The following is a 12615-nucleotide window of genomic DNA, read 5'->3' as shown; positions in this document are numbered from 1 at the left end:
CAGATGAAGCGCCAAGAAGATGTTGTATATAAATTAGAATAAGAGAAGGGATGAGTTCTATGCTTACTCAAGAACAAATAATAAATGCATTAAAACATGTAGAGGATCCAGAGTTACACAAAAGTGTTGTAGAATTAAATATGGTTAGAAATATACAAATGAACGGAACAGAGGTTAAACTTGAAGTAGTACTAACAATACAAGGTTGTCCGTTAAAAGCAAAAATTCAACAAGATATTGAAGAATCACTTCACGCAATTGGTGCCTCTAAAGTGGATGTAACATTTGGTTCTATGACACAAGAAGAACGTGCAGCTTTAACAGAGAAGTTAAAGAAAAATAGTAGAACAGAAACTGGTATGCCGAGCATGCTTCGCCTTGATTCAGGAGTACGGTTTATTACTGTAACGAGTGGAAAAGGTGGAGTTGGAAAATCAACGGTGACAATTAATCTTGCAACTGCACTAGCTCGTATGGGCAAAAAAGTGGGGATATTAGATGCAGACATATATGGTTTTAGTATTCCAGCTATGATGGAAACGAATAAGAAACCAACGATGATTGATCAAACAGCAATTCCGGTCGTTAGTCACGGTGTTAAAATTATGTCGATGGGATTTTTTACGGAAGGAAATAACCCGGTTATGTGGCGCGGACCGATGTTAAATAAATGGATTCAAAATTTCCTTGCGAATACGCACTGGGGAGAATTAGATTATTTACTTCTTGATTTACCACCTGGTACAGGAGATGTTGCTATTGATGTTGCAGCAATGATCCCGCAGGCGCAAGAAATTATCGTTACAACACCACACAATGTAGCTTCGTTCGTAGCATCTAGAGTAGGAGTTATGGCAAAGCATACGAAACACGAGATTTTAGGGATTGTAGAAAATATGGCTTATTATGAAGAGCAAGATGGATCGAAAAACTATCTCTTCGGAAAAGGTGGCGGCGAAATGCTTGCAGAACAATTGCAAACAGAAGTGATCGCGAAAATACCTTTTGCAAAACGAGAAGAAAATAACGGTTCATCTGTATATGATGAAGACTCTCTTGTAGGAGAAGTGTTTACATCGTTAGCTGAGGATATTATTTATAGAGGATAGAGGGGGAAGTTTAATATGGCATGTAACATTGATCATTCTATTGAAGATGTGATGAATAAGCTTGAAAGTCAAAAGAGTTTTTTACCTGAAGGGATCTTTAAAGAGTTAAAGAGTTTTTTGCAAGGTATTCATTCACAGAAATTATTAAATGATGTTTTTCACCTCCTAAAAAAGTATGATTTAGTCAGTGAGGAAGAACGAGAGACGAGAAACGCACAATTATTGTACATTTTGAATTAAGTACTCTTTGGCTTTAGAATTTTTTCAGAAGGGGTGAATGTAATGAATATGAAAAAGATGATTGAAATGGTAGAAGCAACTAAAGTGACTGACGAAGAATTATCGATTTCTACTTTACATCAAAAGCTTGTGAAGTTGTATAGTCAAAAAGATTGTGCAGAGGATACGGAGTTATTAAAATATATTTTATCATTATCCGTGCAGCTGAAGCTGAATCTCGTATTGAAATATTTTGGTGTGCGTCCGGTTGTTGCTGCAGACGAGCGTATGCAATTTCAAGAGATATTTAAATGCTTAGCTAAGAAAGATGAGAATGGGGAATGGTTTCTAAATTTTGTTTCTTTATATGTAGGGCTAATTGTAGTTCTTCATTTTGATGAGAAAGTGATTGAGAGCAATTTTTTTGATGATATGGTAGTGGGTGAATGTAATGAAATATAAGATTCTGCTCATAACGTTTTTCTATTTAAATGCTTTAATTGCGATTTTAGTTGGTTATATAAATATGAAGGCAATTAATTAAGAAAAAGGAATGAAACTAGTTGGATAAAAAGAGTTCTTCAGTTGTTTCCGTCGTTTTTTCGTGTTACTATTAATCGAATTTTTCATAAGGAGAGAAAGCGATGAAATGGATTTATTTTCTTATTATTAACGTTATAGCTTTTAGCCTTATGGGGCTTGATAAACGAAAAGCAAAGAAGAAACAGTGGAGAACGCCAGAAAGTACGTTGTTTTTATCGGCGGCAGCTGGAGGAGCAGTTGGAGCTTGGATCGGCATGTATATGTTTCATCATAAAACTCATAAAAAGAAATTTGTTTTCGGCATACCGTTACTTGTTGTAATAACGGTATGTTTATTATTCGTTGTATGAGAAATGTCGAAAGAAATGCAGATTGATTATTGGTAAAGTGAGCATGTGAGACCGTATAATGGAGAAAAAATGAGAAGAGGAGAAAAAGGAAGATGGGGAGTCAATCAGCAGAGCAAAAAAAAGGGATACTATATGCGGCTGGTGCTTACACGATGTGGGGAATTCTACCGATTTATTGGAAATGGGTTGAGGAAGTTCCAGCAGATGAAATATTAGTGCACCGCATCGTTTGGGCATTTGTTTTTATGTTACTTGTATTAGGTGTTACGAAGAGGTTTCGCCAGTTTATTGGGGAATTTGTGAATCTTTTTAAACGACCTAAATTATTAATGTCATTAACAATAGCTTCAGTCTTGATTAGCGGAAACTGGTTTGTTTACATATGGGCCGTTAATCATAATCATGTTATTGAAGCGAGTCTTGGCTATTATATTAATCCGCTTATTAGTATTTTACTTGGTACAGTCGTTTTAAAGGAAAAGTTAAACTTTTGGCAATATGTTGCAGTTGGTTTAGCAGGAGTAGGGGTTGTCATTTTAACAGTACGTTTCGGATCTATTCCGTGGGTTTCTCTTTCACTTGCCTTTTCATTTGGATTATACGGATTAACGAAAAAACTATTAAACTATGATGCTACAATTGGACTTACGATGGAAACCATGTTAGTGACGCCGTTTGCGATCATTTATCTTGTTATGACAGGAGCACATGGTTTCGGCTCATTTGGATCTATTTCAATGTTATCAACGTTACTTTTAATAGGAGCAGGTATTGTAACAGCATTACCACTATTTTATTTTGCAAAAGGAGCACAACTTATTCCGCTTTATATGGTGGGATTTTTACAATATATTGCGCCAACAATTAGCTTAATTTTAGGTGTATTTGTATTTGGTGAACATTTCACATCTACACATATGATTGCATTTTTCTGTATATGGGTTGCTTTATTTGTATTCTCGGTAGCGAAAACAAAGTTTTTAGTGCAGAAACAACCGAAATTTATAAAAAATAAATCAGCAAAAGTATCATAATGCGTAGTATTTTCTACGCATTTTTCTTTATACTTATATTATATAGAATTTCCATTATAGTCAGTAAGGAGCTGAGAACATGGAAACAATTTTACATAATGATCCGCTTATGGCAGCTGTAATTTCATGGTTTTTAGCACAATTAACGAAAGTAGTCTTTAAATTAGTTAAAACGGGTGAATTTGATTTTGCAAAGTTTTTTGCTTCAGGTGGGATGCCAAGTTCTCATGCTTCAACAGTTACAGCGCTTGCTACAGGAGTTGGAGTTGTGGAAGGTGTGGAAAGCTCGATGTTTGCGGTTGCTGCTATTTTTGCCATTATTGTTATGTATGATGCTTCAGGAGTAAGGCTTGCAGTAAGTAAACAAGCAAAAATATTGAATGACTTTTTTCACGGTAGAGAAACAGAATATAAGAAGTTAAATGAACTTGTTGGGCATACACCGTATGAAGTAGTAGTCGGTGCTTTATTAGGGATTATTGTCGGAGTAGGATATTGTTTATGAGCAGAACATTTTATATGTTCTGCTTTTCTTTGTTTTCATACATATTCAGCTACCTTTTTGAATATCGTTATACGGATTTCGAAAGGGTGGGTGAGTAACTTGTTATTATATGAAAAAGTGCATGAAGAAATAGCGAGAAGAACAACTGCACTTCAAACGATGCAACGGCAAGATGGTACGTGGCGGTTTTGTTTTGAAGGAGCGCCACTAACAGATTGTCATATGATTTTTTTATTAAAATTATTAGGTAGAGATAAAGAGATAGAACCGTTTGTAAAAAGATTAGCATCACTCCAAACAAATGAAGGAACATGGAAATTGTATGAAGATGAAGTGGGTGGTAATTTATCTGCTACAATTCAATCTTATGCTGCCTTACTTGCATCGGAAAAATATACAAAAGAAGATGCGAATATGAAGCGAGCGGAAATGTTTATAAATGAGCGCGGGGGGGTGGCGCGTGCTCATTTTATGACGAAGTTTTTATTAGCGATTCATGGAGAATATGAATATCCTTCTCTCTTTCATTTGCCAACACCAATAATGTTTCTGCAGAACGATTCCCCCCTCAGTATATTTGAATTGAGTAGCTCAGCACGTATCCATTTAATTCCGATGATGTTGTGTTTAAATAAAAGATTTCGAGTAGGGAAAAAGTTATTGCCAAATTTAAATCACATTGCAGGCGGGGGCGGAGAATGGTTTCGGGAGGATCGGTCTCCAGTTTTTCAAACGTTATTAAGTGAGGTGAAGAAAATTATAACGTATCCACTTTCTTTGCATCATAAAGGATATGAGGAAGTAGAACGTTTTATGAAAGAGCGTATTGATGAAAATGGAACATTATATAGTTACGCAACTGCCTCGTTTTATATGATTTATGCTTTACTTGCATTAGGGCATTCTATTCAATCGCCAATTATTCAGAAGGCTATAACGGGAATCGCATCTTATATATGGAAGATGGAGAGAGGGAGCCATTTGCAAAACTCTCCGTCAACTGTATGGGATACAGCTTTACTCAGTTATGCTTTGCAAGAAGCTCAAGTTCCGAAAGCAAGTAAAGTGATTCAAAATGCATCAGCGTATTTACTAAGAAAACAGCAAACGAAGAAAGTAGATTGGAGTGTACATGCACCGAATCTATTCCCAGGTGGTTGGGGCTTTTCGGATGTGAATACGATGATTCCAGATATTGATGATACAACTGCTGTGTTAAGAGCACTGGCGCGAAGTAGAGGGGACGAAAATGTAGATAATGCTTGGAAGAGAGCGGTTAATTGGGTTAAAGGATTGCAAAATAATGATGGTGGTTGGGGAGCTTTTGAAAAAGGGGTAACGAGCCGTATATTAGCAAATTTACCAATCGAAAATGCAAGTGATATGATTACAGATCCTTCTACACCAGATATTACAGGAAGAGTGCTAGAGTTTTTTGGGACATATGCGCAAAATGAATTGCCCGAGAAACAAAAACAAAGTGCGATAAATTGGTTAATGAATGTACAAGAGGAAAATGGATCATGGTATGGGAAATGGGGAATTTGTTATATATATGGTACATGGGCAGTGTTGACTGGTTTACGGTCACTAGGAATACCATCTAGCGATCCATCATTAAAACGAGCAGCTTTATGGCTTGAACATATACAGCATGAAGATGGTGGCTGGGGAGAATCTTGCCAAAGTAGTGTGGAAAAAAGATTTGTTACTTTGCCGTTTAGTACACCATCACAAACGGCATGGGCGTTAGATGCTCTCATTTCTTACTATGAAAAAGAAACACCAATCATTCGAAAAGGTATTTCATATTTGCTCTCCAACCCTTATGTAAATGAAAAATATCCTACTGGAACAGGTTTACCAGGTGGGTTTTATATTCGTTATCATAGTTATGCTCATATATATCCGTTGCTTACTTTGGCTCATTATACAAAAAAATATAGAAAATAAACCGAGAGATGTCTCTCGGTTTATTTTGTTGGGTAGTAGGTCCCTTTTGAAAAGAATAAGGTTGTGATGTACCTTATTTTTCGGTTGACTGGCGTTTTTGACGTGCATCAGCGGCATTTGCACGTGCGTTTGCTTCTAAGTCATTGTGGTCAGCGAGTTCGCGAGAGAACTCAACATCAATGCCATCAGTTGCTTTGCTTTGTTTGAAATTCTTTTTGTTCATTCGACACAATCTCCTTGCGTTTATGCGACGTTGCAAAGTTAGTTTGACACAAATAGACTTTTTTATACAAAGAGGAATTGGAAAGCAAAAAGCCGAAATATACAGTATAAGTAATAGAAGTGGGGGATAGGAATGGAGTTTTTAAATGGGAAAACAGCTGTTGTAACAGGAGCTGCACAGGGAATTGGAAAAGAGATTGCAAGGGTTTATGCAAAACTAGGGGCGAAAGTATTAATTAGCGATGTAAATGAAGAGAATCTACAAAAGACGACACGTGAGTTATCAGATGAAGGATATGAAGTGTGCTCATATCGATGTGATGTGAGTAATCAAAATGAAGCAAAGTCGTTAATTGAATATGCGGTTCAAAAATTTGGTACATTACATATTTTGGTGAATAATGCTGGAATTACAAGAGACGCAATGTTACATAAAATGGAGAAGTCTGCTTGGGAACAAGTATTACAAGTGAACTTAACTGGAGTTTTTTATTGTATGCAACCAGCGCTTCTTTACATGAGACAACAAGGGTATGGACGCATTATTAACATATCTTCAATTAGTAGAGAAGGAAACATAGGTCAAGCAAATTATGCGGCTACAAAGGCAGGAGTTGTAGGATTAACAAAAACAGCAGCGAAAGAAGTTGGAAGTTTCGGTATTACTTGTAATGCGATTTGTCCGGGGTTTATGGATACAGATATGACAAAAACGATACCAGATAAAGTGAAAGAAAAGATGGTGGGCGCTATTCCAGTTGGTAGAATTGGAACGCCAGAAGATATTGCGAACGCAGCAGCCTTTTTAGCATCAGAATACGCATCTTATATTACAGGTGAAGTATTAAATGTGAGCGGAGGACTGCAAGTTTAAAGGAATACATAATGAAAAGAACCTGACCAGGTAAGTCAGGTTCTTTCTCATTAATTTAAGTTAAGCCAAACGCTCTTCACTTCTGTATAGTTATTTAATGCGTAAGATCCCATTTCACGGCCGAGACCAGATTGTTTAAATCCTCCAAATGGAGATGCTGCATCAAAGACGTTATAACAGTTTACCCATACTGTACCTGCACGTACTTTACTTGCAACATAGTGTGCAGTTTTAACATTTTCTGTCCATACACCAGCAGCTAAGCCAAATTGAGATTTATTCGCACGTTCAATTACTTCATCAATATCGTTAAACGGTATTGCAGAAATAACTGGACCGAAAATTTCTTCTTTTGCGATCGTCATTTCGTCATTTACGTCAGCGAATACTGTAGGAGAAACGAAGTAGCCTTGATCGAATGGATTATTTCCTCCGCAAAGTACTTCAGCGCCTTCTTCAATCCCTTTTTCAATGAAGCCCATTACACGTTTTTGTTGTTCTTCGGAAACGAGAGGACCGATTGTAGTTTCTGGACTTAGACCAGCGCCTTGATTTAATTTTTTAGAATAAAGGACGAGATCAGCCATGACATTATCATACATTTTCTTCGGAACAAATAAGCGTGATCCAGCAGAGCATACTTGTCCTTGGTTAAACATAACACCAGAAAGTGCACCAGGAATCGCGCGAGATAAATCAGCATCTGGCAAGATGATATTTGGTGATTTACCGCCTAACTCAAGTGTAACGCGTTTTAATGATTCGGATGCTTGTCGCATAATTTGTTTACCGACAGGAGTAGAACCGGTAAATGCAATTTTATCAACGAGTGGATGATTAACGAGAGCTTGTCCAGCTGATTCACCGAATCCAGGTACGATATTAATAACACCTTTCGGGAATCCAGCTTCTTCAATTAATTCAGCTAAGTATAGAGCAGATAGTGGAGTTTGTTCTGCAGGTTTTAAAACGATTGTACATCCTGTAGCAAGCGCTGCTCCCATTTTCCACATTGCCATAAGAAGCGGGAAGTTCCAAGGGATAATTTGACCAACGACACCAACAGCTTCATGGCGTGTATAGTTAAAGTAATCACCGGAAACAGGAATTGTTTGACCAACGATTTTCGTAGCCCAGCCAGCGTAATAGCGCATATGCTCAATTGCAAGTGGTATGTCTGCTGCCATTGTTTCACGGATTGGCTTTCCGTTATCTAATGTTTCGAGCTGTGCAAGCTCTTCTTTATGTTCTTCCATTAAATCAGCTAACTTGTACATGAGACGGCTTCGCTCAGCAGTGCTCATACGAGACCAAGGACCTTCGTCAAAAGCCATACGAGCTGCGACTACAGCTTTATGAATATCTTCACGACCAGCTTCAGAAACGACGGCAAGTGTTTCACCAGTTGCTGGGTTAGGTGTTTTAAATGTTTTTCCGGAAGCGCTTTTAATGAAAGATCCATTCACATATAACTTTTTTGTACCTTGAAGAAAATTTTCTACCTTTTCATGAAGATTTACAGCTAGTTGACTCATTGTATAACCCCCTTGAAAATATAATGTAAACGCAGTACGAGACGGCGCTTATTCCGAAATCAAGGATGTGGAAACTAGATGGAAAGCCTCTAATTAAAATCATAATTAATAAATACTGAAAATTCAAATTTCATTTGTGTTACAATTGTAAAAAATATGTAATGTAACAGAACCTTCTATATGATTGTAAAAAATCCTGCTTGTTTTTGCTTTCTAGTAGGAAAAACTAGAAGAACAATGGTACAATAATACATCGTGAGAGGAGGGGGAAAAATGAAAGATTATCATGATGATCCACGCTTTCGAATAGCCCATAGAGAAGCGTTAATTGGTCTTGGACTTGCTATTATTAATTTTATAATATGGTACGGATTCGCTTATGGGCTTGGTAGTAAAAATCCGAGTGAATATACATATGTATTCGGTTTTCCCGCATGGTTTTTTTATAGCTGTATCGTTGGATTTATCGTTATGGTTATTTTACTTAGTTTAGTTGTTCGTTTTGTATTTCAAGATATTTCACTCGATGAGGAAGAAAAAAGTGAGGAATAATAGATGAATTGGTATGTAATCATTCCAATGATAATTTCGTTTATCGTTGTATTTTTAATTGGTGTATATGCTTCAAGACGCGTGCAAGCAACTGCTCATAATAAATTTTTACAAGAATATTTTCTAGGTGGGCGTGAGCTAGGCGGTTTATTATTAGCGATGACAATGATTGCTACGTACGGTAGTGCAAGTAGCTTTATTGGTGGCCCTGGTATTGCTTACAATATGGGGCTTGGATGGGTACTGTTATCTGCGATTCAAGTTGTAACAGGGTATATCGTTTTAACGGTTATCGGTAAAAAGTTTGCAATTATCGCTAGGAAGATGGAAGCAATTACTCTTATCGATTATTTAAAAGGGAGATACAATAATAAAGCAGTTGTTATACTCTCTGCGTTATGTATTATTATCTTTTTATTTTCGGCGACAGTAGCCCAGTGGGTCGGCGGTGGACGATTAATTGAGTCACTAACGGGTCTATCGTATACAACAGCACTATTTTTATTTACTTTTTCTGTACTTGTGTACGTATTAATTGGTGGATTTCGTGCAGTCGCGCTATCAGATACATTATTAGGAATCATTATGTTAGTTGGAACGACAATCATTTTAATTGCTACTGTCATTGCTGGTGGTGGAATTGAAAAGATTATGCAGGAACTTGTTCAAATTAATCCAAATTTAATTACACCATTCGGAGCAGATGGCAGTTTAACGAAATCATATGTTACATCATTTTGGATTTTAATTGGAATTGGCGTTGTAGGTTTACCGCAAATTAGCGTGCGTGCCATGTCTTATAAAAATTCAAAAGCTATGCACCAAGCTTTAATAATTGGAACAGTTGTCGTTGGTACAATTATGATCGGTATGCATTTAACAGGTGTATTTGCAAGAGTAGTACTTCCAGGTATAACGGTACCAGATAAAGTAATGCCGCTACTTGCGATGGAAGTGTTGCCACCGTGGTTAGCTGGAGTTTTCTTAGCCGCACCAATGGCAGCGATTATGTCTACAGTAAACTCTTTATTATTACTTGTAAGCTCGTCAATTATTAAAGATATATACGTAAATTACATAAAGAAAGATGCAGCAGACAGTACGATAAAAAAAGGAAGTTTGTGGATTACTGGTATTGTAGGACTACTCGTTTATGCAGCGGCGATTAAACCACCAGATTTTTTAATATGGCTAAATTTATTTTCTTTCGGTGGATTAGAAGCAGCATTCATTTGGCCAATCGTATTAGGGTTATATTGGAGGAAAGGAAATGCTACAGGAGCGCTTGCTTCCATTTTCGTTGGAGTAGGTTCATATATGTGTATTCATCTTTTCTATCCAAATCCGTTCGGTATACATACAGTTGTCTTCCCAATTTGTTTTGCGTTTATCGCTTATGTTATTGGAAGTATGAGTGCTGTAAAAAAAACAGTATAGGTTAGCTGAAGAACGTAGTCCTTATAGGACTGCGTTTTTTCGTATGAAATTGTTCTTTTTTATTCTGTATACCAATTGTTATTCATAAATTAATAACAATTGAGGGGATGGAGTTGAGGTCGATGAAAAAAGTATTATTTTTAGGAGACCCAGGAATTGATGACTCTTTAGCAATTATGTATGGATTGTTGCATCCTGATATTGATATTGTTGGTGTAGTAACGGGATATGGAAATGTAACACAAGAAAAGGCGACAAGTAATGCCGCATATTTGCTGCAAATGGCAGGACGGGAAGATATACCTGTTATTAATGGTGCAAAAATCCCTTTATCCGGAGATGTTACGACGTATTATCCAGAAATTCATGGGGCAGACGGTTTAGGACCAATTAAACCTCCAAAAACTTTTTCACCAAATATAAAGTCTTTTTGTACATTTTTTGATCTTCTTGAAAAATATAAAGGAGAATTAATAATAGTCGATGCTGGTAGATCAACAACGTTAGCGACAGCATTTATTTTAGAAAAGCCGATGATGAAGTATGTGAAAGAATATTATATAATGGGCGGTGCTTTTTTAATGCCTGGCAATGTAACACCAGTCGCAGAGGCGAATTTTCATGGTGATCCCATTGCGTCACAATTAGTCATGCAAAATGCCAAAAATGTGACATTAGTACCACTTAACGTTACATCGGAAGCAATTATTACACCGGAAATGGTAAAATATATTACGAAACACTCTAAAACGAGTTTTAATAAGTTAATCGAGCCGATATTTACGTATTATTATAAAGCTTATAGAAAGTTAAATCCGAAAATAAAAGGAAGTCCAGTGCATGACGTCGTTACAATGATGGTTGCGGCAAATCCATCCCTTTTAGATTATGTATATCGTCGTGTCGATGTAGATACAGCTGGAATTGCAAAAGGAGAAAGTATTGCAGATTTCCGTCCTCAACCTGATGCAAAAGCCTTGAAAAATTGGGTGCGAATTGGTTGGTCATTACATTATAAAAAATTTCTTGAGGATTTTGTGAAAATCATGACGTAGACATAATAGGAGTATACAAGTTAAAATAATGGAGATGGTTATTCAAATGACCATCTCCATTATTTTGTTTTTTAATGATAAATAGAGAAGAGTTATACAATAGGAGAGGAATTTTACTTGAAAAAAACTATGGTATGCGCAGTAATTGTGGGTATTTTCGTTTTGCTAATATCGGGTAACTTTTTAGTGAAAAAAGTATGGAGTTCAAATAATGATGATGCACAGTATATTGCATCTTTTATTGAAGAACATAAAGATGAAAAAAATAGTGCACTTCTAGTAAAGAGAAATGATAAAGTTGTTTATTCTGTAAATCCCAATGTTGTATTGCCAGTCGCTAGTACAATGAAATTAATTGTGGCGCTTGAATATACGAAACAAGTTACTGAAGGGAAAATTGATTCGTCTAGTTTCGTTTCGATTAATGATGTGAATCGTTATTATGTTCCGAATACAGATGGGGGTGCACAAGATAGATGGCAAAAGTATTTGGAGAAGACAGGCAAGATAACTGAAGGAGCGGTTTCTTTAGAAGAAGTGGCAAAAGGAATGGTTAAGTTTAGTTCGAATGCGAATGCTGAATACTTAATGGAATTGTTAGGATTAGATAACATTAATCGGAATTTACAAAGTTTATCACTTCCTGCACATCAACCACTATTTCCAATCGTTTCATCTTTATATATCCCGGGATATTTGCATAAAGAATTGCATGTTCCAAAATATAAAATAGAAAAAAAGTTAAAAGAAATGTCTCAAGAGCAATATCGTGAATATGCGATGAATATTCATGAACGCTTAAAGAAGAAGGGACCATTATTACAGAAGGAAATTCCGCTTTATTTAGAGGAACGTTACGACAAAATTTGGTCAGATAGATTACCAGCAGCTTCCGCAAATGATTATATGGTATTACTTCAAAAAGCAAACCATAAAGGCGGCTTGACAGAGGCTGAAGAAAAAGTATGGGCAAATATCGTTGAAACAGACATGAGTGCCAAGAAATACCGTAAAACATTTAGACATGCTGGGCAAAAGAATGGTTACACACCATGGACGGTGACAAAAGCAGTTTACGCTATGGATAAACGTGGAAACTGTACAGAAATTGTGTTTTTAGCGAATAATTTAAATGAAGACGATAGTGCAGAAATACGGAAACATTTAGCAAACTTACATTTCCAAGTGTTGCAAAGTGATAAGTATGATGCGACTTTTATTAAATAA

The 12615-nt window shown here is 36.4% G+C and carries 14 protein-coding genes; 12 read left to right on the top strand and 2 right to left on the bottom strand.

Annotation, left to right across the window (positions count from 1 at the left end; genetic code table 11):
• The first annotated feature begins 59 nt into the window (after positions 1-59).
• The 7 genes from AC0ONG_RS16230 to AC0ONG_RS16200 all read left to right on the top strand — a co-directional run bounded on the left by AC0ONG_RS16230 (position 60) and on the right by AC0ONG_RS16200 (position 5713).
• Positions 60-1109 carry a P-loop NTPase gene (locus AC0ONG_RS16230; protein WP_000957495.1) on the top strand — a complete coding sequence of 350 codons (1050 nt, stop codon included), beginning with the start codon at positions 60-62 and terminating at the stop codon, positions 1107-1109.
• 15 nt (positions 1110-1124) lie between these two features.
• Positions 1125-1349, top strand: a complete 225-nt coding sequence (locus tag AC0ONG_RS16225) for a hypothetical protein (RefSeq protein WP_000752380.1) — start codon at positions 1125-1127, stop codon at positions 1347-1349.
• A gap of 42 nt (positions 1350-1391) precedes the next feature.
• A complete protein-coding gene (locus tag AC0ONG_RS16220) occupies positions 1392-1790 on the top strand; it encodes a hypothetical protein (protein ID WP_001056280.1) in 399 nt (132 codons plus the stop codon).
• Between the two features lie 182 nt (positions 1791-1972).
• Entirely contained in the window at positions 1973-2221 is a 249-nt protein-coding gene (locus AC0ONG_RS16215; protein WP_000871349.1) for a DUF1294 domain-containing protein, read from the top strand.
• Between the two features lie 92 nt (positions 2222-2313).
• Positions 2314-3255 (top strand): EamA family transporter RarD, encoded by a 942-nt coding sequence (rarD, locus tag AC0ONG_RS16210; protein WP_000535543.1) that lies wholly within the window; start codon positions 2314-2316, stop codon positions 3253-3255.
• A gap of 79 nt (positions 3256-3334) precedes the next feature.
• Positions 3335-3760: a divergent PAP2 family protein gene (locus tag AC0ONG_RS16205; RefSeq protein ID WP_000447819.1), complete on the top strand. Its 426-nt coding sequence runs from the start codon at positions 3335-3337 to the stop codon at positions 3758-3760.
• Positions 3761-3859: 99 nt separating this feature from the next.
• Positions 3860-5713, top strand: a complete 1854-nt coding sequence (locus tag AC0ONG_RS16200; protein WP_000928149.1) for a terpene cyclase/mutase family protein — start codon at positions 3860-3862, stop codon at positions 5711-5713.
• Between the two features lie 73 nt (positions 5714-5786).
• On the opposite strand, the gene AC0ONG_RS16195 is transcribed toward AC0ONG_RS16200, so the two are convergent.
• On the bottom strand, positions 5787-5936 hold the full coding sequence (locus tag AC0ONG_RS16195) for a YfhD family protein (protein ID WP_001035815.1): 150 nt from the start codon (positions 5934-5936) through the stop codon (positions 5787-5789).
• Positions 5937-6068: 132 nt separating this feature from the next.
• Here AC0ONG_RS16195 and fabG point away from each other — a divergent pair, with 132 nt between their 5' ends.
• A complete protein-coding gene (fabG, locus tag AC0ONG_RS16190; RefSeq protein ID WP_000395038.1) occupies positions 6069-6809 on the top strand; it encodes a 3-oxoacyl-ACP reductase FabG in 741 nt (246 codons plus the stop codon).
• Between the two features lie 50 nt (positions 6810-6859).
• On the opposite strand, the gene dhaS is transcribed toward fabG, so the two are convergent.
• Positions 6860-8344: an aldehyde dehydrogenase DhaS gene (dhaS, locus tag AC0ONG_RS16185; RefSeq protein WP_136996768.1), complete on the bottom strand. Its 1485-nt coding sequence runs from the start codon at positions 8342-8344 to the stop codon at positions 6860-6862.
• A gap of 273 nt (positions 8345-8617) precedes the next feature.
• Between dhaS and AC0ONG_RS16180 the strand changes: the two genes are divergently transcribed.
• The 4 genes from AC0ONG_RS16180 to AC0ONG_RS16165 all read left to right on the top strand — a co-directional run bounded on the left by AC0ONG_RS16180 (position 8618) and on the right by AC0ONG_RS16165 (position 12615).
• Entirely contained in the window at positions 8618-8896 is a 279-nt protein-coding gene (locus tag AC0ONG_RS16180) for a YhdT family protein (RefSeq protein WP_000656241.1), read from the top strand.
• A 3-nt stretch (positions 8897-8899) separates the two neighbouring features.
• Entirely contained in the window at positions 8900-10333 is a 1434-nt protein-coding gene (gene panF, locus AC0ONG_RS16175) for a sodium/pantothenate symporter (RefSeq protein ID WP_001104822.1), read from the top strand.
• Between the two features lie 122 nt (positions 10334-10455).
• Entirely contained in the window at positions 10456-11388 is a 933-nt protein-coding gene (locus AC0ONG_RS16170; protein ID WP_000756467.1) for a nucleoside hydrolase, read from the top strand.
• Positions 11389-11505: 117 nt separating this feature from the next.
• On the top strand, positions 11506-12615 hold the full coding sequence (locus tag AC0ONG_RS16165) for a serine hydrolase (protein ID WP_000753478.1): 1110 nt from the start codon (positions 11506-11508) through the stop codon (positions 12613-12615).

This window comes from Bacillus sp. TCT6, from assembly GCF_056033845.1.
This window is presented reverse-complemented; position numbering and strand designations above follow the sequence as displayed.

What these genes read in the sequence shown, in the direction of transcription:
- dhaS (WP_136996768.1), bottom strand. Translation starts at nt 8,344, where the DNA reads ATGAGTCAACTAGCTGTAAATCTTCATGAAAAGGTAGAAAATTTTCTT.
- panF (WP_001104822.1), top strand. Translation starts at nt 8,900, where the DNA reads ATGAATTGGTATGTAATCATTCCAATGATAATTTCGTTTATCGTTGTA.
- AC0ONG_RS16225 (WP_000752380.1), top strand. Translation starts at nt 1,125, where the DNA reads ATGGCATGTAACATTGATCATTCTATTGAAGATGTGATGAATAAGCTT.
- rarD (WP_000535543.1), top strand. Translation starts at nt 2,314, where the DNA reads ATGGGGAGTCAATCAGCAGAGCAAAAAAAAGGGATACTATATGCGGCT.
- AC0ONG_RS16180 (WP_000656241.1), top strand. Translation starts at nt 8,618, where the DNA reads ATGAAAGATTATCATGATGATCCACGCTTTCGAATAGCCCATAGAGAA.
- AC0ONG_RS16220 (WP_001056280.1), top strand. Translation starts at nt 1,392, where the DNA reads ATGAATATGAAAAAGATGATTGAAATGGTAGAAGCAACTAAAGTGACT.
- AC0ONG_RS16215 (WP_000871349.1), top strand. Translation starts at nt 1,973, where the DNA reads ATGAAATGGATTTATTTTCTTATTATTAACGTTATAGCTTTTAGCCTT.
- fabG (WP_000395038.1), top strand. Translation starts at nt 6,069, where the DNA reads ATGGAGTTTTTAAATGGGAAAACAGCTGTTGTAACAGGAGCTGCACAG.
- AC0ONG_RS16205 (WP_000447819.1), top strand. Translation starts at nt 3,335, where the DNA reads ATGGAAACAATTTTACATAATGATCCGCTTATGGCAGCTGTAATTTCA.
- AC0ONG_RS16230 (WP_000957495.1), top strand. Translation starts at nt 60, where the DNA reads ATGCTTACTCAAGAACAAATAATAAATGCATTAAAACATGTAGAGGAT.
- AC0ONG_RS16170 (WP_000756467.1), top strand. Translation starts at nt 10,456, where the DNA reads ATGAAAAAAGTATTATTTTTAGGAGACCCAGGAATTGATGACTCTTTA.
- AC0ONG_RS16195 (WP_001035815.1), bottom strand. Translation starts at nt 5,936, where the DNA reads ATGAACAAAAAGAATTTCAAACAAAGCAAAGCAACTGATGGCATTGAT.